The 25,188-nt window shown below is 67.2% G+C and carries 23 protein-coding genes and 1 tRNA gene; 14 read left to right on the top strand and 10 right to left on the bottom strand.

Features of this window, described 5'->3' with window-relative positions; genetic code table 11:
- Nucleotides 1-5 precede the first annotated feature (5 nt).
- Nucleotides 6-344: an antibiotic biosynthesis monooxygenase family protein gene (locus NUW87_RS09035; RefSeq protein ID WP_269028166.1), complete on the bottom strand. Its 339-nt coding sequence runs from the start codon at nt 342-344 to the stop codon at nt 6-8.
- 110 nt (nt 345-454) lie between these two features.
- Here NUW87_RS09035 and pgi point away from each other — a divergent pair, with 110 nt between their 5' ends.
- Genes pgi through NUW87_RS09020 form a run of 3 tightly spaced genes read left to right on the top strand, consistent with a single transcriptional unit; the run spans nt 455 to nt 4,248 of the window.
- Complete coding sequence (gene pgi, locus NUW87_RS09030) at nt 455-2,092, top strand: glucose-6-phosphate isomerase (protein ID WP_269028164.1); 1,638 nt, start codon at nt 455-457, stop codon at nt 2,090-2,092.
- Entirely contained in the window at nt 2,092-3,579 is a 1,488-nt protein-coding gene (locus NUW87_RS09025; protein WP_269028163.1) for a glutamate-cysteine ligase family protein, read from the top strand. Before pgi ends, NUW87_RS09025 begins: the two co-directional genes overlap by 1 nt.
- Nucleotides 3,580-3,594: 15 nt before the next feature.
- Complete coding sequence (locus tag NUW87_RS09020; protein WP_239217391.1) at nt 3,595-4,248, top strand: DedA family protein; 654 nt, start codon at nt 3,595-3,597, stop codon at nt 4,246-4,248.
- Here the strand turns inward: NUW87_RS09020 and NUW87_RS09015 are convergent.
- Nucleotides 4,178-5,020: a DNA-formamidopyrimidine glycosylase family protein gene (locus NUW87_RS09015; RefSeq protein WP_269028162.1), complete on the bottom strand. Its 843-nt coding sequence runs from the start codon at nt 5,018-5,020 to the stop codon at nt 4,178-4,180. The genes NUW87_RS09020 and NUW87_RS09015 overlap by 71 nt on opposite strands.
- 11 nt (nt 5,021-5,031) lie before the next feature.
- Between NUW87_RS09015 and NUW87_RS09010 the strand changes: the two genes are divergently transcribed.
- Both NUW87_RS09010 and NUW87_RS09005 read left to right on the top strand, forming a co-directional pair.
- Entirely contained in the window at nt 5,032-5,271 is a 240-nt protein-coding gene (locus tag NUW87_RS09010; RefSeq protein WP_239217393.1) for a YciI family protein, read from the top strand.
- Nucleotides 5,272-5,361: 90 nt separating this feature from the next.
- Nucleotides 5,362-6,909: an HNH endonuclease signature motif containing protein gene (locus NUW87_RS09005; protein ID WP_269028160.1), complete on the top strand. Its 1,548-nt coding sequence runs from the start codon at nt 5,362-5,364 to the stop codon at nt 6,907-6,909.
- A 23-nt stretch (nt 6,910-6,932) separates the two neighbouring features.
- Here NUW87_RS09005 and NUW87_RS09000 read toward each other — a convergent pair whose 3' ends face one another.
- Nucleotides 6,933-11,564: an ATP-dependent helicase gene (locus NUW87_RS09000; RefSeq protein WP_269028158.1), complete on the bottom strand. Its 4,632-nt coding sequence runs from the start codon at nt 11,562-11,564 to the stop codon at nt 6,933-6,935.
- 30 nt (nt 11,565-11,594) lie between these two features.
- Between NUW87_RS09000 and NUW87_RS08995 the strand changes: the two genes are divergently transcribed.
- The 4 genes from NUW87_RS08995 to NUW87_RS08980 are packed head-to-tail and all read left to right on the top strand — an operon-like array spanning nt 11,595 to nt 13,924.
- Nucleotides 11,595-12,368, top strand: a complete 774-nt coding sequence (locus NUW87_RS08995) for a 3'(2'),5'-bisphosphate nucleotidase CysQ (RefSeq protein ID WP_239217396.1) — start codon at nt 11,595-11,597, stop codon at nt 12,366-12,368.
- Nucleotides 12,365-13,162: a thymidylate synthase gene (locus tag NUW87_RS08990; RefSeq protein ID WP_269028156.1), complete on the top strand. Its 798-nt coding sequence runs from the start codon at nt 12,365-12,367 to the stop codon at nt 13,160-13,162. The genes NUW87_RS08995 and NUW87_RS08990 overlap by 4 nt, the downstream gene beginning before the upstream one ends.
- A complete protein-coding gene (locus NUW87_RS08985; protein WP_269028155.1) occupies nt 13,159-13,638 on the top strand; it encodes a dihydrofolate reductase in 480 nt (159 codons plus the stop codon). Before NUW87_RS08990 ends, NUW87_RS08985 begins: the two co-directional genes overlap by 4 nt.
- Nucleotide 13,639: 1 nt before the next feature.
- Nucleotides 13,640-13,924 carry a mycoredoxin gene (locus tag NUW87_RS08980; protein WP_126858355.1) on the top strand — a complete coding sequence of 95 codons (285 nt, stop codon included), beginning with the start codon at nt 13,640-13,642 and terminating at the stop codon, nt 13,922-13,924.
- Here the strand turns inward: NUW87_RS08980 and NUW87_RS08975 are convergent.
- Nucleotides 13,908-15,308, bottom strand: a complete 1,401-nt coding sequence (locus NUW87_RS08975) for a phytoene desaturase family protein (protein ID WP_269028150.1) — start codon at nt 15,306-15,308, stop codon at nt 13,908-13,910. The two genes, NUW87_RS08980 and NUW87_RS08975, sit on opposite strands and share 17 nt — an antisense overlap.
- A gap of 29 nt (nt 15,309-15,337) precedes the next feature.
- Between NUW87_RS08975 and NUW87_RS08970 the strand changes: the two genes are divergently transcribed.
- Entirely contained in the window at nt 15,338-16,369 is a 1,032-nt protein-coding gene (locus NUW87_RS08970) for a hypothetical protein (RefSeq protein ID WP_269028149.1), read from the top strand.
- A 28-nt stretch (nt 16,370-16,397) separates the two neighbouring features.
- On the opposite strand, the gene NUW87_RS08965 is transcribed toward NUW87_RS08970, so the two are convergent.
- Nucleotides 16,398-16,470: transfer RNA gene (locus tag NUW87_RS08965), tRNA-Arg, on the bottom strand.
- 119 nt (nt 16,471-16,589) lie between these two features.
- Between NUW87_RS08965 and trhA the strand changes: the two genes are divergently transcribed.
- Together trhA and NUW87_RS08955 are read left to right on the top strand one after the other, a co-directional pair.
- Nucleotides 16,590-17,288, top strand: coding sequence for a PAQR family membrane homeostasis protein TrhA (gene trhA, locus NUW87_RS08960; RefSeq protein ID WP_269028148.1), 699 nt, complete (start codon nt 16,590-16,592; stop codon nt 17,286-17,288).
- A gap of 16 nt (nt 17,289-17,304) precedes the next feature.
- Nucleotides 17,305-18,129, top strand: coding sequence for a DUF1906 domain-containing protein (locus tag NUW87_RS08955; RefSeq protein WP_377734624.1), 825 nt, complete (start codon nt 17,305-17,307; stop codon nt 18,127-18,129).
- Between the two features lie 59 nt (nt 18,130-18,188).
- Here the strand turns inward: NUW87_RS08955 and NUW87_RS08950 are convergent, their stop codons facing one another.
- From NUW87_RS08950 to NUW87_RS08930, 5 genes are all read right to left on the bottom strand, one after another.
- Nucleotides 18,189-19,838, bottom strand: a complete 1,650-nt coding sequence (locus NUW87_RS08950) for a monocarboxylic acid transporter (RefSeq protein ID WP_269028145.1) — start codon at nt 19,836-19,838, stop codon at nt 18,189-18,191.
- Nucleotides 19,839-19,841: 3 nt separating this feature from the next.
- Complete coding sequence (locus tag NUW87_RS08945) at nt 19,842-20,180, bottom strand: DUF485 domain-containing protein (RefSeq protein ID WP_181890168.1); 339 nt, start codon at nt 20,178-20,180, stop codon at nt 19,842-19,844.
- 223 nt (nt 20,181-20,403) lie between these two features.
- Nucleotides 20,404-21,231 carry an aldo/keto reductase gene (locus NUW87_RS08940; protein ID WP_269028143.1) on the bottom strand — a complete coding sequence of 276 codons (828 nt, stop codon included), beginning with the start codon at nt 21,229-21,231 and terminating at the stop codon, nt 20,404-20,406.
- Between the two features lie 9 nt (nt 21,232-21,240).
- Entirely contained in the window at nt 21,241-21,600 is a 360-nt protein-coding gene (fkpA, locus tag NUW87_RS08935; protein WP_063938216.1) for an FKBP-type peptidyl-prolyl cis-trans isomerase FkpA, read from the bottom strand.
- Nucleotides 21,601-21,748: 148 nt separating this feature from the next.
- The gene (locus tag NUW87_RS08930) at nt 21,749-23,044 is read right to left on the bottom strand and encodes a citrate synthase (protein WP_239217406.1); all 1,296 of its coding nucleotides are present in this window, start codon (nt 23,042-23,044) and stop codon (nt 21,749-21,751) included.
- A gap of 209 nt (nt 23,045-23,253) precedes the next feature.
- Here NUW87_RS08930 and sepH point away from each other — a divergent pair, with 209 nt between their 5' ends.
- Nucleotides 23,254-24,309, top strand: coding sequence for a septation protein SepH (gene sepH / locus NUW87_RS08925; RefSeq protein WP_269028141.1), 1,056 nt, complete (start codon nt 23,254-23,256; stop codon nt 24,307-24,309).
- An 18-nt stretch (nt 24,310-24,327) separates the two neighbouring features.
- The gene (locus tag NUW87_RS08920) at nt 24,328-25,173 is read left to right on the top strand and encodes a DUF6928 family protein (protein ID WP_269028139.1); all 846 of its coding nucleotides are present in this window, start codon (nt 24,328-24,330) and stop codon (nt 25,171-25,173) included.
- Nucleotides 25,174-25,188: the final 15 nt, after the last annotated feature.

Here is a 25,188-nt window from a genome sequence, read left to right as displayed (position 1 = left end):
ACCCGTTACGCCTCGTCGGCGGCGCTTGCGCCGTCGGTGGAGTCGAGCACGACCTCGAACTCCAGCAAGTCCGCGGACTGCGACACCGGCTTGCGGGGTTTCTCCCCCGCGTTTTCCCCGTGCCCGGCGCGGCCGGCGCCTTCCCACCACGCGTTGTAGGACTCCTCGTCCGCCCAGCGGGTGACCACGAAGTAGCGGTCCTCGCCCTTGACCGGGCGCAGCAACTGGAAGCCCTCGAATCCGGGGTGGCCGTCGATGGAGTGCTTGCGGGCGGCGAACCGGCGCTCCAGCTCCTCGCCGGCGCCCTCGGGGACGGTGATTGCGTTGATTTTCACAATGCTCATGGGCGCCATTATCCATGCATTCCCGCCACACGGACGTTCCCTGCGAGTTTTGGCTACCTTTGAACAAGGACAACCCGACCGCGACCTGGACTGCCACCTGGGAGGCTGACATGCACGACATCACGTCCACTGAAAGCTGGGGCAAGCTGGAAAAACTCCACGCTGAAAAGTCCCGCACCACCCTGCGGGATTTGTTCCGGGCGGACGACGAGCGTGCGCAGCGCTACACGTTCGACGCAGCCGGGCTCCGGGTGGATCTTTCGAAGAACTTGGTGGACGGAGACGTCGCAAAGCAATTGCTCACGCTCGCGGAAGAAGCGGACCTGCAAGGCCGCATCGAGGCGATGTTTAGCGGCGAGCGCATCAACACCACCGAGGACCGCGCGGTGCTGCACACCGCCCTGCGAGCCCCCGAAGGCGCCGAGCTGACCGTGGACGGCCAGGACGTCACCGCGGACGTGCACGCGGTGCTGAAGCAGATGCGCGAGTTTTCCACCAAGCTGCGCAGCGGCGAGTGGGTGGGCCACACCGGCAAGACGATTTCCAAGGTGGTCAACATCGGCATCGGCGGCTCGGATCTGGGCCCAGCCATGGCTGCGCAGGCGCTGCGCACTTACGCCACCGCAGGGATTACCGCGGAGTTCGTCTCCAACGTGGACCCGGCGGACATGACGCGCGTGCTTGCGGAGGTCGATGCGGAAGAAACGCTGTTCATCGTCGCCTCCAAGACGTTCACCACCCAGGAGACGCTGGCCAACGCGCACGCCGCGAAGCGCTGGCTGCTCGAGCAGTTCGACGGTGCCGAATCCGCGATTGCGAAGCACTTCGTGGCCGTGTCCACCAACGCGGAGAAAGTGGCGGAGTTTGGCATCGACACTGCCAACATGTTCCCGTTCTGGGACTGGGTAGGCGGGCGTTACTCCATGGATTCCGCGATCGGGCTCAGCCTCATGGCCGTGATCGGCCCGGAAGATTTCATGCGCATGCTCGAAGGCTTCCACGCCATGGACCAGCATTTCCGCACCACTCCGTTCGAGGAAAATGTGCCGGTGCTGATGGGCCTTTTGAACATTTGGTACCGCAATTTCCACAAGGCGCAGACGCACGCGGTGCTGCCGTACTCGCAGGACCTCGCCCGCTTCCCGGCGTACCTGCAGCAGCTGACCATGGAGTCCAACGGCAAGCACACGCGTATCGACGGCGCAAGCGTTGACCACGACACCGGCGAAATTTACTTCGGCGAGCCGGGCACCAACGGCCAGCACGCCTTTTTTCAGCTGATCCACCAGGGCACCACGCTTGTGCCGGCGGACTTCATCGGCTTTGCCAAACCCCGGGCGGACCTGCCCACCGCCACCGGCGAGGGTTCCATGCACGACCTGCTCATGGGTAACTTCTTCGCGCAGACGAAGGTCATGGCGTTTGGTAAGACCCAGCAGGAGATTGAGGCCGAGGGCGTGGCGCACGCACTGGCTCCGCACAAGGTGATGCCGGGCAACCGCCCCACCACCACCATCCTGGCGGAGGAGCTCTCCCCGTTCAGCCTGGGCGCGCTTATTGCGCTGTACGAACACATCGTGTTCGTCGAGGCCGCGATCTGGGGCATTAACGCCTTCGACCAGTGGGGCGTGGAGCTGGGCAAGGCGCAGGCGAACGACCTGGCCGCTGCCGTCGCGGGCGAGGAGGCGCCGGACACGGGCGATTCCTCCACCGACAGCCTGATCGCCTGGTACCGGAAGCACCGCTAATGGGCGACGCCGTTTCTTCGGAGACCTACACTCCGCGCCAGCGCACCACGTACCGGCGTCGGCTTGAAGACGAGCTGGAGCGCTTCGACCGCCACCTCCAAGACGCAGACTTCGTGGACCACGGCACGATCGGGCTCGAACTCGAACTCAACCTGGTGGACGGCGACATGCAGCCACACCCCAACAACAAGGCTGTGCTGGAGATACTTGGCGACGAGTACCAGTCCGAGATCGGCGCCTACAACGTGGAGATGAACCACCCGCCGCTCGGTATTGAGGGTGACGGGTTGGCGAGGTTGGCCGACGGCGTGGAAAAACGCCTTGCCACCGTGCGCGACGCCGCGGAGAAGGCGGGCTCGCACTTGGCGATGATTGGCACGTTGCCCACGATGACTTCGCAGTTTTTGGACAGCGACGAATGGATGACGCAGGAAAACCGCTACGCGGGGTTGAACAACTCCATCCTGGAATCGCGCGGTGAGCTGGTAAAGATCGACCTGCGCCGGGACGAGAAGTACACCCACTACTTCGAAACCATCGCCCCGGAATCCACCTGCACCTCCATGCAGCTGCACTTACAGGTCGCGCCGAACCGCTTCGCGGAGGCATGGAACGCCTCCCAGGCGATCGCCGGTGTGCAGGTGGCGCTGTCGGCCAACTCGCCGCTGTTCATGGGACACAAGGTGTGGCACGAGTCGCGCATCCCGGTGTTCAAGCAGGCCATCGACACCCGCACCAAGGAGCTGATCAACCAGGGCGTGCGCCCGCGCGTATGGTTCGGCGAGCGGTGGATCACCAGCGTGTTCGACCTGTTCGAGGAGAACGTTCGCTACTTCTCTCCCCTGCTGCCCGAGGGACGCATGGCAGCAGGCGCACCGTTCATGAACGGCGATAACCCCGGCCTGCACTACCTGAACCTGCATAACGGCACCATCTGGCGCTGGAACCGCGCCATCTACGACCCGGCCGGCGAGCTCAGCCACATCCGCGTGGAAAACCGCCTACTCCCCGCAGGCCCCACCGTGACAGACATCGTGGCGGACGCGGCGTTCTACTACGGGCTGGTTAAGGCGCTGGGCGACCAAACTCGGCCGGTGTGGTCGCGCCTGAGCTTCGAGGACGCCAACGAGAACTTCCTGGCAGGGGCGAAAGATGGCATCAACGCCGAGCTGAAGTGGCCGACGCTGGGGACGGTCGCGGTGGCGGAGCTCGTCGACAAGCATTTGCTCGAACTCGCGCACGAGGGTCTGCGCACGCTCGAAGTGGACGGGGCCTGCATCGACGAGTATCTCGGCGTGATCGAAGGGCGCGTGCGGGCGCGGCAAAACGGTGCGACGTGGCAGCTCGCCGCGCTGGAGCGCGTGGCCGGCGGGTCGAAGGCCCTGACCACAGAGCGCGCCGATGGACTCGCGCGGGTTTTACGCCAGTACATGAAAAATTCCCAGGCAGACGCGCCGGTGCATACTTGGACGCTTGAGGTTGAGTAGGGCAAGATAGGCCCAATGCAGAGCATCATCGACTGGATTGTGGGCCTCATGGAGACCCTCGGCGCACCCGGCGTCGGCATCGCGATCCTCTTGGAGAACCTCTTCCCGCCCATCCCGTCCGAGGTGGTGCTGCCGCTCGCCGGCTTCACCGTCGCGCAGGGCTCGCTGAACATGGTCAATGTGTTCATCTGGTCCGTGCTGGGCTCCGTCATCGGCGCATACGTGCTCTACGGGGTCGGCGTGTGGCTGGGACTCGAGCGGCTGCGCAAAATCGCCGACTGGATGTGGCTCGTCCGCGCCTCCGACGTGGACTCCGCGATGAATTTCTTCACCAAATACGGCAAGCCGAGCGTGTTCTTCGGCCGCCTCATCCCCGGCGTGCGTTCGCTCATTTCCATCCCCGCGGGCCTGGGCAAGATGAACCTGGTCACCTTCGGCCTGTGGACGACACTGGGCTCCGGCATCTGGAACGCCATCCTGATCTACCTGGGCTTCGTCCTCGGCGATAACTGGGAGAAGGCCACCGAGTACGCCGACACCTACTCCAACGTGATCTACGTGGTGCTGGTGCTGATCATCCTGGGCTTTTTGGTGTTCTTCATCCGCCGTGCGGTGCGGGAGAAAAACGCGGCGAAGGTGCAGGCTGACACCGCGGGCACCACCAAATAACCCGCTCCAGGTCGCCCACCCCGCCGAGGAATCCCTTGGCGATCAGGGTGCCGCACCGCCTGCACGGCTTATTGTTGCGGCCAAACACATAGCTCGTCTCCCCCGCCCGCTTGATCCCGGTGGTCACGCGGACGGGGGCGTCTTTATTCGCCCACATCAGACGACGCGCGAGGCGCACATGCTTTTCGACGTCCACGTCACGCACCAACTCCGCCGGATGCGTTCCAGCCAAAAAGTTGATCTCCGCCCGGTACTCGTTGCCAATGCCGGCGAGTTTGTGCTGGTCTAGCAGCGCGCGGCCGATCTCGCGGTCGGGCTCGGCTTCGATGCGCCTCACCGCCTCGTCGAGGTCGAAATCCGGGTCCAGCAGGTCCGGGCCGAGATAGCCCATCTCCTGTCGGTATTCCCGGGCAGGGAAGACGCGGACCAGCCCGAGCCAAAAGCCGACGAGTTCGATGTCGGCCTTTGGTGCGTCGCTAAGCGAAAGCACCACGCGGGCGGCATGAGCGGGCTTTTTCCACCTAGCGCCGGCGCGGTGCATGGACCACGTGCCCTCCATCTTCAGGTGGGTGTGCAGGATCTGCGGCTGGTGGCCTGGCGCGCCGAACTGCATGAACAAGTGCTTGCCGTACGGCCAGACGCGCTCGCAGGTCATGCCCGTGAAATCGACGGTGGCGTAGCGGGGAACGCGGATGGAGGTGGCTGTGACCTCGCGGCCTTGCATCCATTGCAGGCGCTTGGAGAGCTGATAGACGGAGTCGCCTTCGGGCATAATCGGATTCTATGTTCGATTTTCTCCGCAAGGTATTCAACTCTGGCTTCAACTCCGGCCCGACCCCGGAAGAATCGCTCGTCGGCTTCTTCCCCGACATGGACGCCGCGATCGAGTGGGCGCGCGGCGTTTTGGATGAAACTGGCACAGACCCCAAAGCGCAGTTCGTGCGCGCGGTGAAAGACGTGCGTGAAGCGAACCCGCGACTCGGGCTTGCGGCTGCTAACCACCTGGTCAAGCAGCTTATTTAGAACATTTGTTCTATTTTTGGTTTGGCGTGTCGGCCGCACCGATACATTGACACCCAACACCCGAGAAATGTTGCGGGAAGGAGGGGTGTCATGAACGGGATCGCCGAGCTCGTGGACCAGGTCGCCGACGGCTTGTCGCAGCTGCGCCAGCTTCTGGACGACCCTTCGGCCCTCCCCCTCGCCACCATCACCCGCGACATCGCGCGCCTCGAACGAGCGATGGATAAGAAGGCCTACGTCGACGCCGCCTTTGCGCAGGCGTGCGTGCTGGCGGACGCCGGCAAGCTGGTCGGCGCGAACCACCCGGACGCGTACTTGACCGAGAAGCTCGGCATCTCCCGCGGCGAGGCCTACAACCGCATCGCGCGAGCGAAGGCGCTGTTCGACGCGCCGCCTCCGCCCGAGCCGGATTTGGGTGACCTCTTCGGCGATGATGACACGGAGGAGGACCGTTCCGCTGCGGAGGACGCCGCACGCAAGGCCGCCGACGAGGAGGCAGAGCGCCGCCGCAAGGACCAGGAGGAGGCGCGCAAGCGTGCCGACGAGGTCCCGGCCGCCAAGCAGGACATCATCCGCCGCGAGCTGGACAAGCTGCTCAAGGCAGCCGAAGGCGAACGGATGCGCATCTACGCCCGCGCGATGGAGCAGGCGAAATACCGCGACGAGAAAGATCTGCGGCTGTTTGTGAAGCGCCTGGTCGCCGAGGCCAACAAGCCGCACGTGAAGGCAAACCCGAACGCGGGCTTTGAAAAGCGCGACGCCTCGCTGGGCAGAGAGAACAGCGACGGCACCTTCGACGTGACGCTGTCCATGACCCGCGCCGATTACGCGCTATACAAGGCGCTCACCGACAAGGGGCTGTCGCCGAACTCCAACATCCCGGAGGAGCTGCAGAGCGACCGCGACCCGCGCACCAAGGGGCAGCGCCGCTACGACCAGTACATGGCCATCCTGCGCCAGTACGAGGAGGGGCAGCAGGCTGCGAACGGCGGCGCGGCGTCGGTGGTCGTGTCCATCACGTTGGACGACCTCGCCGGGGCCGACGCCAACACCCTGTTCCAGACCAACGTCGGGGTGGAGCTCGACGCCTTCGACCTGGTTCGGTTGGGGATGGACGGCACGAGCGATTTCCTCCTCACCGTCGACGGGCTTTCCGGGGTGCCGCTGCACCTCGGCCGGTCGCGGAGGCTCGCGTCTGTGGGCCAGCGCATCGTCATGTTCGCAGTACAGGGCGTGTGCTCCTGGGCCGGCTGCACGACCTCCATGAGCGAGTGCGAGGCCCACCACATCATTTCCTGGCTGCGGTACGGCGCGACCGACATCGAGAACCTCACCGGCCTGTGCCCCACCCACCACAGGTGCAACAACGACCACCGCGACGGCTCCTTCAACAAGGGGTACATGGATTACGACCCCAACACCGGCGGCGCCGTCCTAGTAAAAGCCGACGGCACCCGCCACACCAACACCACGGATCCCGCCATGCACTCGGCGGTCAACCGGATCCGGGCGAAACGGGCCGCAACGTCGGCGCCACCACCTGCGGAAACACACTGGCCCACTTCCCCACCGCCACCACTGGGGCGCGCGGGCCAGGCCAACCACCGCCCCACCCACCGGATGCCGATGCGGCCCTAAAAGGCCTGCGCCTCCAACGTGAATTAGTCGTCGAAGGTTGGTCCGGCACCTTCGTTGCCGTCGAGCTCCCCCAGCGCCTCCGCCACGCTGCGGCCGCGCCGCTTCGGGGGTGCCGAGGCGCGCCCGCCGATCTTCGCGCCCTTGTGGGTCGCCGTCGCCCCGTACTCCTTCAGCGAATACGCCGGCCCGCCGTCGAGCTTCTCCACGCTCAGCGGCTGCATCCGGCCCGCCCGCACCGCGTCCGTGAGCGCGCCGACAACCAACGGCATCGGGTCGCCGACCCCGTCCGGGAAAGTATCGAAGAACGTGGTCATCGTCTTCCCGCCGCGGGTGACGTGGGCGGCCAGGAGTCCATCGATCAACACCACCATCGCCCCGGCCGAGCGGGTCGGCCCCTGCGCTGGCCACGGTAGCGCCGCCCCGTAGGGGTTCGCCGGGTCCGTCGCCGCCAGCACGTGCACGTGCGGCTCGCGGGCGCCCGAGGGCCAGCCGACCACGTCGTCGGAATCCTGGTGGCCGCGCAGCCGGTCGATCGTCGCCGGGGTGGAAAACTGCGAGGCCCCGAGCCCCTCCACCAGGTAGCCGCGCATCGATTTGCCGGAGGCCTCGAACCCGGACAGGGTCTTGTAGGCCAGCGCGAACCCGCCGAGGATGTCCTCGGCGACCACCGAGCCGCGGGTGACTACCCCGTAGCGGTCCAGCAGGCTCTCCCCCAAGGCAACCGACCGCCGCGTCGCGTCGTCGTCAGGCGTAGGTGTGAGCGACCACCGCCCCACCATGTCCGGCGGCACGCTCGCCGCGAACGAGGTCCGCCCCGAGCGCACCCTGCTTCTCGACGGCCTCCGCCTCGCCCTGTGCGCCGTCTTGCCCCCGGCGAGCCGCGCCCGGATCGGCGCGAACGAGTCGGGGGCCAAAAACCCGGCCTCGACCAGGTCCCACATCGCCTCGCGCAGCTCCTCGGTCGTGGTGGTGGGCTCGAGCAGATCGGTGAACAAGAACCCGCCGCCGCCGCGCACCTTCTCCATCACCTGGGACTGGGTCAGCGACAGCAGCGGCTCGTCGACCTGCGGCATGAGCTGGGCGGCGTAGTCCGCCGGCAGCAGCATGATCCACGGGTCGCGCGCGCCCGCCTTACCGGCGCCGACGATGGTGACCTCGCCCGAGGCTGTGAGCTCGTCGAGCATCACCGGCGAGTAGTCGCCCACCCGGGCCGGCAGGATGTGGGACTCCCACGCGCTGGCCGGCAGCCGCACCCCGGCGAGCTGCTCCAGCACCGAGTAGACCCCGTCCGCCCCGCGCAGCGCCGGCGTGACCCCCACCGGGGCGACGTTCGACCATGCGGGCAGGAAGCGCCCGTAGGCGGACTGCGAAACGGGGCGCGTCTGGGCGCGCGCCGCCGCCAGCGAGCGCGACCGGATGATCCGCAGCACCTCGGCCGCGACGTATTCCTCTTCCTCGACGCCCTGCCGGTAGCGGCCCGGGATGACCTTGTCCTTGTCCACCAGCGGCTGCAGCGCCGCGTGCGCCGCGCCCACCGCCAGGCCGAAGGCGTCGGCCAGGTCGCGCAGGGCAAACGGCCCGCGGGTGCGCACCCAGCGGCCGACCAGCTGGGCCAGCGCGTCGGGGATGGTCTGCACCTGGGCGGCGACGCCGGGCGGGACGGGCACGCCGAGGCCGTCGCGAAGCAGCGGCGCGTCCAGCACCTGGGCGACGTGCTCGCGCCCGCCGATGCGCACCCGCATCATGCGCGCGCCCAGGGCCTGCTCCAAGGACTCGAGGGGCACCGTGGTGTGGAGGCGGAGCTCGTCGATAGGCACGGGCCCCACGATGCGCAGGGTGTCGGCGAACTGCTCCGAGGTTTCGGCGCGGCCGAGCCGGCGAAGCGAGGCATCGACCTCCGCGATGATGTCGGCGTCCAAGAGCTCGCGCAGCTCCACGGTGCCGAGCAGCTTGGCCAGCAGCGACGGGTCCAGCGACAGCGCCGCCGCCCGCTTCTCCGCCAGCGGGGTGTCGCCCTCGTACATGAACGCGCCGGTGTAGTTGAACAGCAGCGACGAAGCGAAGGGGCTCGGCTGGTCCGTGGTCACCTCGGCGATGCGCACCCGGCGCGTGTTGATGTCGCGCATGACCTCCTGCAGCGCGGGCAGGTCGTAGACATCCTGGAGGCATTCGCGCACCGTCTCCAGGATGATGGGAAACGACGGGTAGTTGCGGGCCACATCCAGCAGCTGCTCGGCGCGCTGGCGCTGCTGCCACAGCGGCGCGCGCTTGCCGGGGTTGCGGCGCGGCAGCAGCAGGGCGCGGGCGGCGCACTCGCGGAACCGGGAGGCGAACAGGGCGGAGTTGCCCACCTGCTCGGTGACGATGTCGGCGATCTCGTCGGCGTCGAATTGGAAGATCGCCCCGTCCGGCTCCTTGTCGCCTTGCGGCAGGCGCAGCACGATGCCGTCGTCGCCCGCGACCGCCTGGGCGTCCATGCCGGTCTCCTGCGCGACCCGCCAGCCGGTGGCCAGCGCCCACGCCGCGTTCACGCCCTTGCCGAAGGGGGTGTGCAGCACCACGCGCCAATCCCCCAGCTCGTCGGTGAACCGCTCGAGCACCAGCGTCGTCTCGTCCGGCAGAATGCCGGTGGCCTCCTCCTGCTCTTCGAGGTATTGCAGCAGGTTGGTCCGCGCCCGCTCGTCCAGGCTCTCATCCAGGGAGCTCTTTGCTTCTCGACGAAACGCGCCCACGGCCTTGCCCAGCTCGTAGGGCCTGCCCAGCCCGTCGCCGGTCCAGAACGGCAGCCGGCCGGTATGCCCCGGCGCGGGTGAGACCTGCACCTGGTCGCGGGTGATGTTCTCGATGCGCCAGCTGGAGGCGCCGAGGGTGAACACGTCGCCGACGCGGGACTCGTAGACCATCTCCTCGTCGAGCTCGCCGACGCGACGGGGTGCCTTGTCCTCGGCGCCCGCGAGCAAGAACACGCCAAACATCCCCCGGTCCGGGATGGTGCCGGCGTTGGTAACCGCGACCCGCTGGGCGCCGGGGCGGGCCTTGAGGGTGGTGCCCTCGAGGATGGCGCGGGGCCGCAACTCGGCGAAGTCGGTGGACGGGTAGATGCCGATGACCAGGTCGATCACCGAGTCGAACACTTCGCGCGCCAGGTCCCGGTACGGCCAGGCGCGGCGCACCGTGTCGTACCACTCGTCGACGTCCAGGTCCTCCACCGCCACCGCGGCGACCGTCTGCTGCGCCAGCACGTCGAGCGGGCTGCGCGGGGTGTGCAGCTCTTCGATGAGGCCTTCGCGCATCCGCGGCACCGTCACCGCCGTTTGCACCAGGTCGGAGCGGTGCTTCGGGTAGAACGTGCCCTCCGAGACCGCGCCCACGGTGTGCCCGGCGCGCCCCACGCGCTGCAGGCCGGAGGCCACCGACGGCGGGGACTCCACCTGGATAACCAGGTCGACCGCGCCCATGTCGATGCCCAGCTCCAGCGAGGAGGTAGACACCACCGCGCGCAGGGTGCCCTCTTTCAGCATGGTTTCGGTCTGGGCGCGCTCGTCTTTGGACACTGAGCCGTGGTGGGCCCGCGCGATCACGTTCGCGGCGTGGCCGGCGGTGTCGACCGACTTCATCAGCTGCGCCGGCGGGCGCCGCGTCTGCGGCGACAGGGCCTCCGGGTCGTGCTCCTTGGCCCAGAGCTCGTTGAGCTGGCTGGTCAGCCGCTCGGCGGTGCGACGCGAGTTCACGAACACGATGGTGGAGCGGTGCGCCATCACCTCGTCGTAGATGGAGCGCTCGATGTGCGGCCAGATGGAGTTCACCGCGCCCGGCGGCTGGACGGGCTCCGCCTCTTCCAGCGCGTCGTCGAAGACCGCGTCGCCGATCGTGGAGGCGTCCTCCGGCACGGGCAGGTCACTCATGTCCTCGACGGGCACGCTCACGGAAAGCTGCCAGCGCTTTTCCGCGGGCGGGTTGATAATCGTGGTCTTCGGGCCTAAAAAGTTCGCCACCGCCTCGATCGGGCGCACCGTGGCCGACAGGCCGATGCGCTGGAAGTCACCCGCCAGCCGCCGCAACCGCTCCAGCGAGAGCGACAGGTGCACGCCGCGCTTCGTGCCGGCCAGGGCGTGGATCTCGTCCACGATGACCGTGTCCACCGTCTTCAGAATGCCCGCCGCCTTCGAGGTGAGCATGAGGTACAGCGACTCCGGCGTGGTGATCAAAATGTCCGGCGGCTTTCGCACCTGCCGGTTGCGCTCGGACTGCGGGGTGTCGCCCGAGCGCACCCCGACCGAGATGTCGGGCATGTCGCGGCCCAGCTTCTGCGCCACCCGCGCGATGCCGGCCAGCGGCGCGCGCAGGTTGTTTTCCACGTCCACGCCCAGCGCCTTCAGGGGCGAGATGTAGAGGACTCGCACGCCGCCGTGGGTGGAGGCGGATGCGCCGTCGATAGGCAAAGCTTGCTGCCCGGCGCGCTCCACTAGCGAGTTGAGCGACCACAGGAACGCCGCGAGCGTCTTGCCGGAGCCGGTGGGGGCGACCACCAGCGCGTTTTCGCCGTCGGAGATCGCGCGCCACGCCTGCTCCTGCACCGCGGTCGGCGCGGCGAATACGTCTCCGAACCACTGGGCCACCTGCGGGTGGAAGCGGCTGAGGATCGGCGCGTTCATCACGCCAACCTTAGCGGTAGAGTCGGGTGCATGACTGCTCAGTACTCGGATTCCCGGCTGACCAACCTCATCGCCGAGGGCACCGGCGAGATCCTCAAAGGCGTGCGCGGCGTGGGCCTGTTGCGGGGCCGCGAGCTCGGCGAGGCGGGCGACGAGCTCGCCCAGAGCTGGATCTCCAGGGTGCTTTCGCAGCACAGGCCCGACGATGGCTTCCTGTCGGAGGAGGCCGCCGACAACCAAGACCGCCTGTCGAAGGACAGGGTCTGGATCGTCGACCCCCTCGACGGCACAAAGGAGTTCGCCACGGGCCGCCAGGACTGGGCGGTGCACGTCGCGCTGGTGGAGGACGGGGTGCCCACCCACGCCGCGGTGGGCCTGCCGGACCTGGGCGTGGTGTTCAAGTCGTCCGATGTCCGCCACGTCTCCGGGCCGTTTGCGGGCAAGGTGGCGATGTCGAGGAACAGGCCCCCGGCCGTCGCGAAGCATGTTGCCCAAGCCCTCGACTTCGAGGTGCAGCCCGTGGGGTCCGCGGGCGCGAAGGCGATGCACGTGCTGCTCGGCGACTACGACGCCTACGTCCACGCCGGCGGCCAGTACGAGTGGGACCAGGCCGCGCCGGTGGGCGTGGCGCTCGCGGCGGGGCTGCACGCCTCGCGCCTCGACGGCACCCCGCTGCGCTACAACAACACCGACACCTATATCCCCGATATTGTGATCTGCCGGCCCGAGCTTGCCGACGACATTCTCGAGGCCGCCGCCCGCTACCACGACGAGCACGGCACCTTTGAAGGAGTAGCTAAGTGATTTCCACCCCGTACGAGGACCTGCTGCGCGACGTTTTAGAAAACGGCACCGAGAAGGGCGACCGCACCGGCACCGGCACCCGCAGCGTGTTCGGCCGCCAGATCCGCTACGACTTGTCCGAGTCCTTTCCCCTGCTGACCACGAAGAAGGTCTACTTCAAAGGCGTTGTGGGCGAGCTGCTGTGGTTCTTGCGCGGCGACTCCAACGTGCGCTGGCTGCAGGACAACGGGGTGCGCATCTGGAACGAGTGGGCCGACGACGACGGCGAGCTCGGCCCGGTCTACGGCGTGCAGTGGCGCTCCTGGCCCACCCCCGATGGCGGGCACATCGACCAGATCGAGGAGGTCCTGCGCACCCTGAAGGAGAACCCGGATTCGCGCCGCAACCTCGTCTCCGCCTGGAACGTGGCCGAGCTGGACAAGATGGCGCTGATGCCATGCCACCTGCTGTTCCAGCTCTACGTCGCCGACGGCCGCTTGAGCATGCAGGTGTACCAGCGCTCCGCCGACATGTTCCTCGGCGTGCCGTTCAATATCGCCTCCTACGCGCTGTTGACCCACATGTTCGCGCAGCAGGCGGGCCTTGAGGTCGGCGAGCTGATCTGGACGGGCGGCGACTGCCACATCTACAACAACCACCTCGACCAGGTGCGCGAGCAGCTGAGCCGCGAACCCCGCGAGTACCCGCAGCTGAAGCTGCGCAAGGCGGCGTCGATCTTCGACTACGACTTCGCCGACATCGAGGTCGAAGGCTACGACCCCCACCCCACCATCAAGGCGGAGGTGTCCGTATGACCCTGGGCGCGATCTGGGCGCAAAGCCTCGACGGCGTCATCGGCGACGGCGCCGGCATGCCGTGGCACCTGCCCGAGGACCTCAAGCACTTCAAGGAGACCACCCTGGGCAGCCCCATCATCATGGGGCGGCGCACCTGGGAATCCTTGCCGGTCAAGCCGCTGCCAGGCCGCAAGAACATCGTGCTGTCCTCGCGCGAGGACGACGAGTGGTCGGACGGCGCGTCGGTGTGCCGCGACATCCCGGACCTGGATTCGGACGCGTGGATCATCGGCGGCGCCCAGGTCTACGAGGCCACCCTCGATGAGGTTGATGTCATCGAGCGCACACTTATCGACGTCCATCCGGACCTGCCCGCAAGCAAAGCCGTCCACGCGCCCCGGATCGACGACGCCTTCGAGCTGGTCCGCGACGGCGAATGGCAGGTTTCCACGACCGGCCTACGCTACAAGTTCCAACGTTTTGAAAGGGTTTGACATGACCGTTGCCGCACCTGAGACCTCCTCGCACGTGACCATCTTCGCCGCGGAGTGGTGCCCGTTCTGCCGTAAGCTGCGCGAGCGCCTCGACCGCACCGAGACCCCCTACGACCTGGTCGACGTGGACGCCGACGGCATGGACGAGGTCAACGCCTGGATCGAGTCCGTCAACGACGGCAACCGCATCGTGCCCACAGTGCTCTACTCCGACGGCACCCACGCCACCAACCCTGAGGCCTCCGCGGTGCGCGCGAAGCTGCGCGAGCTCACCGGCGAGGAGTAGCCCCGAAGTCCCGCAGCGCCGCCTCGGCGGCCCACCAGCCGGGCATGCCGTGCACCCCGGCGCCCGGCGCGGTCGACGCGGAGGCCAGGTACAGCCCCTTGCGCAGCCGGTGCGGCTGGCGCATGAGCAGCTGGGCGCCGTCCATGGCGCCGCCCGCGATGTCGCCGCCGACGAGGTTGGGGTTCCACGCCTCCAGTTCTTGCGGCGGCGTCTCAATTCTCTCTTCGACCACAGCGCGAAAGCCCGGCGCGAACCGCTCGATCTGGGCTGTGATCCGCTGTGCCACCTCGCCGGGGTAACGCTCCCGGTAGCCCTGCGGGACGTGGGCGTAGGTCCACAGCACCAGCCCCCGCGAGGGGTCGGCGGCGTACTGCTGCGCCGCCATCACGAAGGGGCGCTCGGGCATGATCCCGTTGGCCACGTCCCGCTCGGCGCGCACGATCTCTTCCGCGGTGCCGCCGACGTGCACCGTGGCCGCCTTCCCCACCCGGGGATCCGCCCACGGCACCGGGGCGCCCAGCAGGAAGTCCACCTTGTGCACGCCCGGCCCGTAACGCCACCGGCGCATCGACCGGGCGCGGCGCGCAGGCAGGGCGGCGCCGCCAATGGGCAGCACCTGCTTGGGCGTGAGGTTGAGGATCACCGCGTCCGCATCGGGCAGGGCGCGGACCTCCTCGCCGCAGCGCACCACGCCCCCATGCTCCTCGACGATCCGACGCAGCGCTGCCGCGACCTCACCCGAGCCGCCTGAAGCCACCGGCCACCCGCGCGTCATGCCGAGCGCCCCGAACAGCAGCCCGAACGCCCCGGTCAGCGGGCGCGACGGCGAGGTGATCGCGTGCGTCGCGCTGCCGGCGAACAGGGCGCGGGCCTCCTCGGTGCGAAACGCCGCGCGCCCCAGCGCCGTGGCCGGCCACAGCCCGCGCGCGCCGAACCGCGCCAGCGCGAGCGGGTGGCCGGGCACGCGCGGCATCGGCGCCAGCACGTCTTCAAGCAGGTCGTCCACGCGCGCTACCACCGGGGTGTGCAGCCGCGCCCAGGCTTTCCCGTCGACGCCAAGGCCCGCCGCGGTGTCCTCCAGCGAGCCCGCCAGCACCGCCGCGCCGTCATCGAGCGGGTGCGCCATCTCGTACGGCGCGCGCAGCCAGCGCACCCCGTAGTCCTCCAGCTGCAGCGCTCGGAAAGCCGGGCTGGCGGCGCCGAAGGGGTGGCAGGCGGCGCCGAGGTCGACCAGCGTGGTGTCGTCAAGCATTTGCGTCGCAGCCGCGCCCCCGACCTTGGCTGCGCGCTCGAGCACCTCCACCCGCCACCCGCTGGCCGCGAGGCGCGCGGCGGCCGTGAGCCCGTTGGGCCCGGCGCCGACGACAACTGCCAAAGGTTTCACCCCGCCAATTCTAGCTAGACTGCTGCCCCATGAACACGAAACAAATTGGATGGGCACTGCACTGGGTCATACGCATGGCGGCGTTTGTTCTGCTCATGCCGTACGCCCTGTTCAAACTCGGCCTGATGCAGATGGGCCGGCCCGACTTCCCGGAGCTGCTGATCACCCTCGGCGAGAAGTCCCCGATGGGCCTGTTGTGGACCTTCATGGGGTTCTCCCCCGTCGTGCAGTTCCTCGCGGGGCTGGCCGAATTCGTCGCCGCCCTGTTGTTGCTGTGGCGGCGCACCGCCTGGCTCGGCGGGCTGATCGGCTTCATCGATCTGGCCGTGGTGTGGCTTTTGAACATGACGTTCGACGTGCCCGTGAAGCTCCCCTCGGCCTTCCAGGCGCTGCTGTACCTGCTGGTGCTGGTGCCGTGGCTGCCGCGGCTGTTCCGCTTCCTCGCGGGGCGCGCGACGGAAGCCGTCGAGGCGCCGCAGGTGATCACCAACGAAAAAGTCCACCGCGTGACCCGTTTCTTCCCCGCCGTCGCCGCCGTGGCCGCGCTCGGTGCGGGCGGGTTCATGATGGCCAACGGCATCCCGAAGGCGCTCGACCGGGACGGCACCGAGCTCTCCGGCCTGTATGCGGTGTCCGGCGGCGACATCGACGCGGCTCCCGCCTTGTCCGACGACCAGCGCTGGGCGGCGATCGCGTTCGGCTCCATCGACGGCCCCGCGGCTGGCAGCTTCTACCGGGTGGAGGGCGCAGAAACCCCCGAGGGCTCCTTCCATGGGCTCGTTGCCTTACGACGAGCCTCCGGTGACCTCCAGGAAGGCTTCTACACCCTCGACGGCGACCGGGTGATTATCCAGCTCACCGCCCCCATGACCGACGACGGCGTCAACGCCGCCCCGCGCGGCCCCATCGAGGAAACGCTGGAGTTCACCTGGCGCGCCGACGGGGACTCGCTCGAACTCACCCCAGCCGGCGGCGAGGCGTTCGTACTCACCCCGTCGAAGCTGGGCACCACCCTGCTGGACCGCCCGTTCACGTGGGTCTCCCCGCCGTTCAACCGGTAGTTTGGGCAGGTAAATCGGCAAAAAATTGCGCCCCAGAGAGGAATCGAACCTCCGACACCTTCTTTAGGAGAGAAGTGCTCTATCCACTGAGCTACTAGGGCAATGGGGTAAGAGTACCGCAGCGGTTGCGCTCGCCGAAAACAGGCTCGCAAGCCCTTCCACCGCAACCTACGGTCCGGTAGGGTTTGAGCGAAAAGCCCCCCTACCCTGCGAGGCGCCCATGACCGCCCTGAAAACCGGCCAAGTCCAGCGCACCTACGTGATCGCGGACCGCGGCGACCGGCCAGCCGCGCGCGGCTGGTTCCACCTCGTGGCCGCCGCCCTGTCCGCCATCTCTTCGGCCGTGCTGATCACGTTCGGCTGGATGACCCTGCCGTGGCCGCAGGCCCTCGGCGTGACCATCTACGGCGCCGGCGTGGTGCTGTTGTTCGCCGTCTCCGCGATGTACCACCGGTGGCCGTGGCGCTCGGTCGAGGCAGTGCAGTGGTGGCGTCGGGCCGACCACGCCACCATCTCCGTGTTCATTGCCGCCACCTACACCCCACTGTGCCTGATCGTCTTCGAGCCGCGCACCGCCGCGATCATGCTCGCGGTGGCATGGGCGGGCGGCATCGGCGGGGCCGTATTGAACCTGGTGTGGATCAACCACCCTCGCTGGCTGGACGTCGTCGTCTACGTGGGCCTGGGCTGGATCATCGTGCCGCTGCTGCCGACGCTGTGGAGCTCCGCCGGCCCCGCCGTGGTGTGGCTGCTGTTTGCCGGCGGCGTCGTCTACACGCTCGGCGCGCTGGTCTACGGCTTCAAGTGGCCGGGCCGCTCCGCGCGCTACTACGGCTACCACGAACACTTCCACACCGCGACCGTTGTCGCCGCCGTGTGCCACCTCGTCGCCATTTGGATGGTAGTTGTGGCGCACTGAGACTAGAGTGACGCATGTGACTACCTTTAATCGCCGCACGTTTCTCAAGTCCGCGGGCGCCGCAGCCGCCGCAACCACAGCCGCCGTCGCCGGCATCACCGCCCCCGCCGCCCGGGCCCAGCAGCGCCGGGTGCTTGGCACGGTGGTGGATTACTCGGCTGGCGTGCCGCAGGCCAGCGCCGTGAAAGCCGCCGGCCACATGGGCGCGGTGCGGTACGTCTCCGACCGCCGCCCCGGCGCCGAGTGGATGCGCGGCAAACCGGTCACCGCCGCCGAGACCCGCGACTACAAGGCCAACGGCCTGGCCGTCGCTTCGGTGTACCAGTTCGGCCGCGCCGAGACCGCCGATTGGAAGCGCGGTGCGCTCGGCGCCGCCGCCCACGCCCCGAAGGCGATGGCGCTGCACACCGCGGCGGGCGGGCCGACCGGCCGCCCGATCTACGTGACCATCGACGACAACCCCACCCTCGAGCAGTTCAACAACCAGATCAACCCGTATCTGACCGCCATGGGCGCCGCTTTCAGCGCCGCCGGCTACCAGCTCGGCGTGTACGGCAACTACTACACCATCGCCTGGTGCCTCGAAGACGGCATCGGCTCCTACTTCTGGCAGCACGACTGGGGCTCCCGCGGCAAGGTCCACCCGCGGGCGAACCTCCACCAGGTCGCCGGCCAGCAGGCCACGATCCAGGGCGTGCAGGTGGACATCAACCACGTCTACGCCTCCGACTGGGGCCAGTGGACGCCGGGGCAGCCCTCCCCGCTGACCAACCTGACGCCGGGCGACTGGTCCGCACTGCTCCAGGGCAGCAGCCAGCTGTCGTCCTCCTGGATGAGGTAGCGCAACGAAAAACGGCCCGGAGCCTCCGGGCCGTTTTTGTTTCGAGCTAGCGCTCAGCCTTAGTGGTCGACGGGGGCCTCGACGCCGACACCGGTCAGCGAGCGGACCTCCATCTCAGCCTGCAGCTCGTCGAAGTTGTCCGGCTTGCCCAGGTAGGTGCCGACAATGCCGCCGAGGAAGCCGAGCGGGATGGACACCAAGCCCGGGCTAGTCAGCGGGAAGATGGACCAGTCTGCGTTGGGGAACATCGCCGTCGGGCTGCCGGAGACCGCCGGCGACAGGGCGATCAGCACCAGGGCGGAGATCAGGCCGGTGTAGATCGACGCCACCGCGCCGGTGGTGTTGAAGCGCTTCCAGTACAGCGAGTACAGGATGGTCGGCAGGTTCGCGGACGCCGCGACGGCGAACGCCAAGGAGACCAGGAAGGCCACGTTCTGCTGCATCGCCAGGATGCCCAGGATGATGGAGACGATACCCAGCACGACCACGGTGATGCGCGAGACGCGGACCTGCTCTTCTTCGGTGGCCTGGCCGTCGCGAAGCACGGCGTCGTAGATGTCGTGGGCGATGGATGCGGAGGCGGTGATGGCCAGACCGGCGACGACCGCGAGCACAGTCGCAAAGGCGACTGCGGAAATCAGCGCCATGAAGATGGAGCCGCCGAGCTCGAATGCGAGCAGCGGGGCCGCCGAGTTCGCGCCGCCGGGGGCGGCAAGGATGCGGTCCGGTCCGACGAAGGCGGCCGCGGCGTAGCCCAGGATCAGGGTGAGCAGGTAGAAGGAGCCGATGAGCACGATCGCCCAGGTCACGGACTTACGTGCCTCCTTAGCGGTAGGCACGGTGTAGAAGCGCATGAGCACGTGCGGCAGACCTGCGGTACCGAGCACCAGGGAGAGCCCGAGGGAGATGAAGTCCAGCTTGGAAGTGGTGGTCTCGCCGTACTTCAGACCCGGCTTCAAAATCTCCTCGGCCTGGTAGCCCTTCTCCGCAAGGTAGCTGGACGCGGAGTGGGTGTCGATGGCCTGGCTGAAAACCGCGGTCAGGCCACCCTTGGCCATGATGAACGCCAGCACCGACATGATCAGCACACCGGCGATGAGCAGCACGGCCTTGATCATCTGCACGTACGTGGTGCCCTTCATGCCGCCGACGAGGACGTAGACAATCATGATCACGCCGACGATGCCCACGCAGATCGCCTGCGCGGTAAAGGAGTGCAGGTTCAGCAGGACGGACACCAGGGAGCCCGCGCCAGCCATCTGGGCGATGAGGTAGAACAGCGACACGAACAGGGTGCCAAACGCGGCGGCGACGCGCACCGGCTTCTGGCGCAGACGGAACGACAGCACGTCGGCCATGGTGAAGCGGCCGACGTTGCGCAGCGGCTCCGCCACCAGCAGCAGGGCGACCAGCCACGCGACGAAGAAGCCGATGGAGTACAGGAAGCCGTCGTAGCCGTTGAGCGCGATCGAGCCGACGATGCCGAGGAAGGATGCGGCGGAAAGGTAGTCACCGGCGATGGCGAGGCCGTTTTGCGTGCCGCTAAACGACGCACCACCGGTGTAGAAGTCCGCGGATTCGCTTGTGGTCTTACCGGCGCGGGTCACGATGTAGAGGGTGACCACGATGAAGGCGGCGAAAATGGCGATATTGAGCAGCGGGTTGCCGGCTGCTTCCCCGGCGTCGGCTGCAAACAGGTGGGTCTGCATGGTTTAGCCCTCCATCTCTTCGCGGATATGAGCCGCGCGCGGCTCGATGTTCTTGTTCGCCCACTTCACGTAGATCCAGGTGATCAAAAACGTGGTGAAAAATTGCGCCAAGCCGAGCCAGAGGCCGACGTTGAGGCCGAGGAAGTCCTTGGCCATCACGTCGGGGGCGAAAGTGGCGAAGACGACGTAGAAGACGTACCAGAGGAACGCCGCGATCATCACCGGGAAGGTGAATCCGCGGAACGTGCCTCGCAGGTCCTGGAATTCGGGGCTTTGCTGCATGGCCACGAACTCGTCAGGAGTTGGCTCGCGGCGTTGCGGGACAGCGGTGGAACCGGCCATGGCCTCGATCCTTTCTTATGCACGGGAATAAGGTCCTTGCCGCGCCGGAATTATGTGATCTCCGACTCAACAATGTGAATGTAACCTACCACACAGACACATACCCGTTGTTCGGCAAATCGCTTTGAATTCTTTTCCAGGAAATATCGCAGCAAAAGAAAAGCAGCAAAAGAAAAACCGCCCGGCCGCGATCAACGCAGCCGGGCGGCTCACCCCAAATCCCCTACCCGGGGAACGTCAACGGGTCGCCGGAGAGGCGCTCGCCTTTCACGCCGTCGAGGGCGGCGACGTCCTCGCTGTCCAGCGTGACGCCCACCGCGCCGAGGTTTTCCTCCAGGCGCTTCGGGTTGGCGGTCTTCGGCACCACGGAGCAGCCAAGCTGCATCAGGTACGCCAGCGAGACCTGCGCGGGGGTCGCGCCGCGCTTGTCGGCGACGGCCTGGATGGCCGGGTCGTCGAAGTTCGCGCCGCGGGCCAGCGGTGCCCACGCCTCGGTGACGATGTCACGCTCGTCGTGGTAGGCGCGCAGCTCGGGCTGGGTGAACCCGGCGTGCAGCTCCACCTGGTTGAGCACCGGGGAAATACCAGTCGCATCGATGATCTCGTCGAGCACCTCCGGGTAGAAGTTGGCCACGCCGACAGACTGCAGCCGGCCCATCCCCTGCAGCTCCGCGATCTGCTCGAAGGCCTTCACGTAGGTGCCGTGCTGCGGCCACGGCCAGTGCACGAGGTAGAGGTCAATAAACTCCAGGTCGAGGCGTTCGAGCGACTCTTGGTAGGCCTCGGCCACGCGCTCCTGGTCGTCGTTCCACAGCTTGGTGGTCACAAACAGCTCTTCGCGTGTGACGTCGCCGGCCTTGATCGCGGCGTTAATGGCCTTACCCACCTCGACTTCGTTGCCGTAGAACGCAGCCGTGTCGATGTGGCGATAGCCGAGTTCGATCGCGGTGCGCACGATGGGCTCCACCTCGTCGCCGGTCAGCTTGTAGGTGCCAAGGCCGAGGAGGGGGAAATCGTACCCGTCGTTAAGTGTGGTGACCGGGATGCGCATGGCAGCCTCCTAGCTGGCGTCGAGCAGGTCAATGATGAACACGAGGGTGCGCCCGGATAGCGGGTGCCCGCCGCCCGCGGGGCCGTATGCCTTCTCCGGCGGGATGGTCAGCTGGCGGCGGCCGCCGACCTTCATGCCGGGGATGCCTTCCTGCCAGCCCTGGATCAGGCCGGTGAGCGGGAACTCTGCGGCCTCGCCGCGGTCCCAGGAGGAGTCGAACTCCTCGCCCGTTTCAAAGTCCACGCCAAGGTAGTGGACCTTGACAAAACCGCCGGCCACGGCCTCTGCGCCTTCGCCGACAGTGATGTCCTCAATGACGAGGTCTGCAGGCGCCGGGCCCTCCGGCTTGTCGATGAACGGCTTTTCCATAGCGATGAAACTCCTTGCAAATTATGTGGGCAAGTTGTGCGGCCCAATACAAAACCGCCGAGAACTTCCTCCCGAAATTATAAGGGAAGCTTAGTTCTCGGCGGTGGAGCGTCGAAGCATGCTGCTTATCGACGCCTTTCGGTTGCGCCTAGCGCTGGTCGCGCGGCACGAAGTCGCGCTGCTGGTAACCGGTGTAGATCTGGCGCGGGCGGTTGATCTTCGTGTTCATCTCGAGCTGCTCGCGGTACTGGGCGATCCAGCCCGGCAGGCGGCCGATGGCGAACAGGACGGTGAAGAAGTCCGTCGGGAAGCCCATGGCGCGGTAGATCAGGCCGGTGTAGAAGTCCACGTTCGGGTAGAGCTTGCGCTCGATGAAGTACTCGTCCTTCAGCGCGATCTCCTCGAGCTTCATCGCCAGGTCCAGCAGCTCGTCGCCGCCGAGGTGCTCGAGCACCTCGTGCGCGGTGTCCTTGACGATCGCCGCGCGCGGGTCGTAGTTCTTGTACACGCGGTGGCCGAAGCCCATCAGGCGCACGCCCTTCTCCTTGTTCTTCACGCGGTTCATGAAGTCGGTGGCGTCGCCGTCATGGTTGTTCTTGATGTCCTCGAGCATCTCCAGCACGGCCTGGTTTGCGCCGCCGTGCAGCGGGCCTGCCAGAGCGTTGATGCCGCCTGCGATGGAGACGAACATGTTGGCCTGGGCGGAGGCGATCATGCGCACGGTGGAGGTGGAGCAGTTCTGCTCGTGGTCCGCGTGCAGGATGAGCAGCTTGTCCAGGGCCTTGGTCAGCACCGGATCGACGTGGTAGTCCTCGGTCGGGTACCCGAACATCATGCGCATGAAGTTCTCGCGCGGGTTGAGGGAGTTGTCCGGGTACATGTACGGCTTGCCGCGGGATGCGCGGTAGGCGTACGCGGCGAGCATCGGCACCTTGGCCATCAGGCGCACGGTTGCCTTGTCCACCTGCTCCTCGTCCAGCGGGTCGAGCTGGTCCTGGTAGTAGGCGGAGAGAATGTTCACCGAGGAGGCGAGCACGGCCATCGGGTGGGCGTTGCGCGGGAAGATGTTGAACGCGGCCTTGAAGTCCTCGTCCAGCAGGGTGTGGTGGCGCAGGTCGGAGTTGAAGTTCTCCAGCTCGTCGGTGGTGGGCAGCTCACCGTTGATCAGCAGGTAGGACACCTCGTTGAAGGTGGCGTTTTCTGCGAGGTCGGCGATGTCGTAGCCGCGGTAGCGCAGGATTCCTTCGTCGCCGTCGATGTAGGTGATCTTGGACTCGGTGGAGCCGGTGGAAACGTAGCCGGGGTCGAAGGTGACCAGGCCGGTCTCGCCGAGAAGCTTGCCCAGCACGACGCCGTCGTTGCCTTCGGTGGCGTGCATGATGTCCATCTCGTACTCGCCGCCCGGGTAGTGGAGTACGGCCTTATCCTTGTTCTCAGTAGCCACTGATTTCCCCTTCCAGGTAGTTTTCTCGGCTGTCTTTGGGATAGCTCCCGGCAACCTGTTTTTACGTAAGGCACTGTATCAAAGTTTGTGACGCGTCTGACAACAACGGCAGCTGCCTGGACACACCACAGAGAACCGGGCGGGTACGCCCGCAGGTGCGGGCTTGTCCGTTAAGCTGGTCGGGTATCTGCCCGGCGGAAAGGTGACGTATGCGCGAGCTGTACTTCTTGGAAGACGAGTCGACGGAGACGTTTTTCGTCCTCCGCGACGATAACGGGATGCGTTACCAGTTGGCGCGCACCGAGCTTGAGCCCTCGCTTATCGACGGCGTTTCCGTCACCGATTCTGCCTCTGCCCCCTCCACCCCCGACCGCGACTCCGGGGTGACCGTGTTGGACACGACCGCCGACGAGCCCGAGACCGACTCCGCCGAAGTAGAGGAACCCGCCGCGCAAAAGCCAGCGCCCGCGCCGGTGGAGCGCTCCCTGCCGGAGCCGGACCCGCTCTACGCCACTCCCCTGTCCATGCGCCCGAACGAGATCCAGGCTCGCCTGCGCGCCGGCGCCACCGCCACCGCGCTGGCCGAGGAGATGGGCGTGGCCGAAAGCCGCCTCGATGTCTACGCCCACCCGGTACTGCTGGAGCGCGCACAGGTGGCGGAGGCCGCGAAGCAGTCCCACCCGGTGCGCGAGGACGGCCCCGCGAAGCAGACCCTGTTCGAGATCCTCGCCACCGCGTTCGCGGCCCGCGGGCACTCGATCAGCGACGCGGAATGGGACGCTACCCGCGAGCAAGGCGACAGCTGGGTGGTCCACGTCACCTGGAAGGCCGGGCTGACGGAAAACGAGGCGCTGTGGACCTTCAAGCGCTCCATGAGTTCCGCCGCCCAGACGGAGGCACGCAACGCCATGGCCGCGGACCTGACGGACCCGGATTTCGCGCAGCCGGTGCGTTCACTGTCCGCGGTGCGAGCGGACCGTGACGACGTCAGCGCTGATGGCAGTGACAACGACAACGACTACGACGTGTACGACCCCACCAGCGCCACTGGGCCTCAAGCAGCCCCAGAAGCTGATGTCACGGAGTTGCCGGTCGAGGGCAACCCGGAGGTCGTCGATACGCAAGACGATGTGCTCGAGGGCGACTTCCTGCGCCACCCGGACGAGGAAAGGCAACCGAAGAAGCGCCGCCGCAAGGCTGTCACCCCGCACTGGGAGGACGTGTTGCTGGGGGTCCGCACGAACACCAAGCGCCCGAAGCGCTGAGCACCCTAGGATGTATGCATGAGTTTCCCAGCGGTTCTTACGCTTTGGTTTGTCAACACCGCCGACCCGGCCGGCGTGCTCGAGCGCGAGCCGAAGGCCGACCGCGGGTTCGGCCGCAAGCTGCTTTCCCAGGTCAACCCGGCGTGGCCGATCACCCCGATCGGCTCGTTTCCGCTGAACCGCTCCTCGGTGCCGGGCCGCGACGAGTTCTACATCGCAGGCTTCCCTGGGGTTTCGGTGGTGCGGATGCTTGTCGACGACGCCTCGGCCCTGTCCACCACAACCCCGTGGCATTCGGCCCTTCCCGCCTCTGACGTGTTTGCCATCGCCACCGGCACGGACAGCGACTACGGCGGGTTCGCGCACTTCACCGGCGAGACCGTGGTGCGCAGCTTCAGCGCTACCCGCACCCAAGTCATCGAGGACCTCGGCCTGCCGGAGCCGTTCGAGGCACCGTACTGGGCCGGCGAGCGCGCCGAGGCGGCCGGCGGCATCTCGCTACCCTTCGAGCCGCGGGACTTGGCGCTGTCTGCAGAGCGCCACTGGCTCGGCGTGGACATCGGCGAGGACGGCCCCGACATCAACGTCGTCGGCTACGCGGTGGACGGCCGCCCCGAGCCGAAAATTGAGGAAAAGAAAACGCCCGCGGTGAAGTCGGTGGACGCTGTGGCCGCGAAGTTCGCGGAGAAGTCGAAGGCGTACGACGACTACGAGGACGCCCCCGATCAGCAGCGCGGCGACGAGTTCGCCGAGCTTGCCGACGCCTCCGTGGCCGCCGCGAAACGCGTCGGCCGGGGCCTGCGCGCACGGGCGACGGAGCTGTGGAAGGCGCTTTCGGAGCGCATCCGCCACTTCGACCGCTAAACCCCCCTCGCTCCC

It is taken from the genome of Corynebacterium pilbarense, assembly GCF_026930265.1.
Lineage (GTDB): Bacteria > Actinomycetota > Actinomycetes > Mycobacteriales > Mycobacteriaceae > Corynebacterium > Corynebacterium pilbarense.
The sequence above is the reverse complement of the archived record's forward strand: the minus strand, read 5'-3'. Positions and strand labels throughout refer to the sequence as shown.

What these genes read in the sequence shown, in the direction of transcription:
- NUW87_RS09035 (WP_269028166.1), bottom strand. Translation starts at nt 344, where the DNA reads ATGAGCATTGTGAAAATCAACGCAATCACCGTCCCCGAGGGCGCCGGC.
- pgi (WP_269028164.1), top strand. Translation starts at nt 455, where the DNA reads ATGCACGACATCACGTCCACTGAAAGCTGGGGCAAGCTGGAAAAACTC.
- NUW87_RS09025 (WP_269028163.1), top strand. Translation starts at nt 2,092, where the DNA reads ATGGGCGACGCCGTTTCTTCGGAGACCTACACTCCGCGCCAGCGCACC.
- NUW87_RS09020 (WP_239217391.1), top strand. Translation starts at nt 3,595, where the DNA reads ATGCAGAGCATCATCGACTGGATTGTGGGCCTCATGGAGACCCTCGGC.
- NUW87_RS09015 (WP_269028162.1), bottom strand. Translation starts at nt 5,020, where the DNA reads ATGCCCGAAGGCGACTCCGTCTATCAGCTCTCCAAGCGCCTGCAATGG.
- NUW87_RS09010 (WP_239217393.1), top strand. Translation starts at nt 5,032, where the DNA reads ATGTTCGATTTTCTCCGCAAGGTATTCAACTCTGGCTTCAACTCCGGC.
- NUW87_RS09005 (WP_269028160.1), top strand. Translation starts at nt 5,362, where the DNA reads ATGAACGGGATCGCCGAGCTCGTGGACCAGGTCGCCGACGGCTTGTCG.
- NUW87_RS09000 (WP_269028158.1), bottom strand. Translation starts at nt 11,564, where the DNA reads ATGAACGCGCCGATCCTCAGCCGCTTCCACCCGCAGGTGGCCCAGTGG.
- NUW87_RS08995 (WP_239217396.1), top strand. Translation starts at nt 11,595, where the DNA reads ATGACTGCTCAGTACTCGGATTCCCGGCTGACCAACCTCATCGCCGAG.
- NUW87_RS08985 (WP_269028155.1), top strand. Translation starts at nt 13,159, where the DNA reads ATGACCCTGGGCGCGATCTGGGCGCAAAGCCTCGACGGCGTCATCGGC.
- NUW87_RS08980 (WP_126858355.1), top strand. Translation starts at nt 13,640, where the DNA reads ATGACCGTTGCCGCACCTGAGACCTCCTCGCACGTGACCATCTTCGCC.
- NUW87_RS08970 (WP_269028149.1), top strand. Translation starts at nt 15,338, where the DNA reads ATGAACACGAAACAAATTGGATGGGCACTGCACTGGGTCATACGCATG.
- trhA (WP_269028148.1), top strand. Translation starts at nt 16,590, where the DNA reads ATGACCGCCCTGAAAACCGGCCAAGTCCAGCGCACCTACGTGATCGCG.
- NUW87_RS08950 (WP_269028145.1), bottom strand. Translation starts at nt 19,838, where the DNA reads ATGCAGACCCACCTGTTTGCAGCCGACGCCGGGGAAGCAGCCGGCAAC.
- NUW87_RS08945 (WP_181890168.1), bottom strand. Translation starts at nt 20,180, where the DNA reads ATGGCCGGTTCCACCGCTGTCCCGCAACGCCGCGAGCCAACTCCTGAC.
- NUW87_RS08940 (WP_269028143.1), bottom strand. Translation starts at nt 21,231, where the DNA reads ATGCGCATCCCGGTCACCACACTTAACGACGGGTACGATTTCCCCCTC.
- fkpA (WP_063938216.1), bottom strand. Translation starts at nt 21,600, where the DNA reads ATGGAAAAGCCGTTCATCGACAAGCCGGAGGGCCCGGCGCCTGCAGAC.
- sepH (WP_269028141.1), top strand. Translation starts at nt 23,254, where the DNA reads ATGCGCGAGCTGTACTTCTTGGAAGACGAGTCGACGGAGACGTTTTTC.
- NUW87_RS08920 (WP_269028139.1), top strand. Translation starts at nt 24,328, where the DNA reads ATGAGTTTCCCAGCGGTTCTTACGCTTTGGTTTGTCAACACCGCCGAC.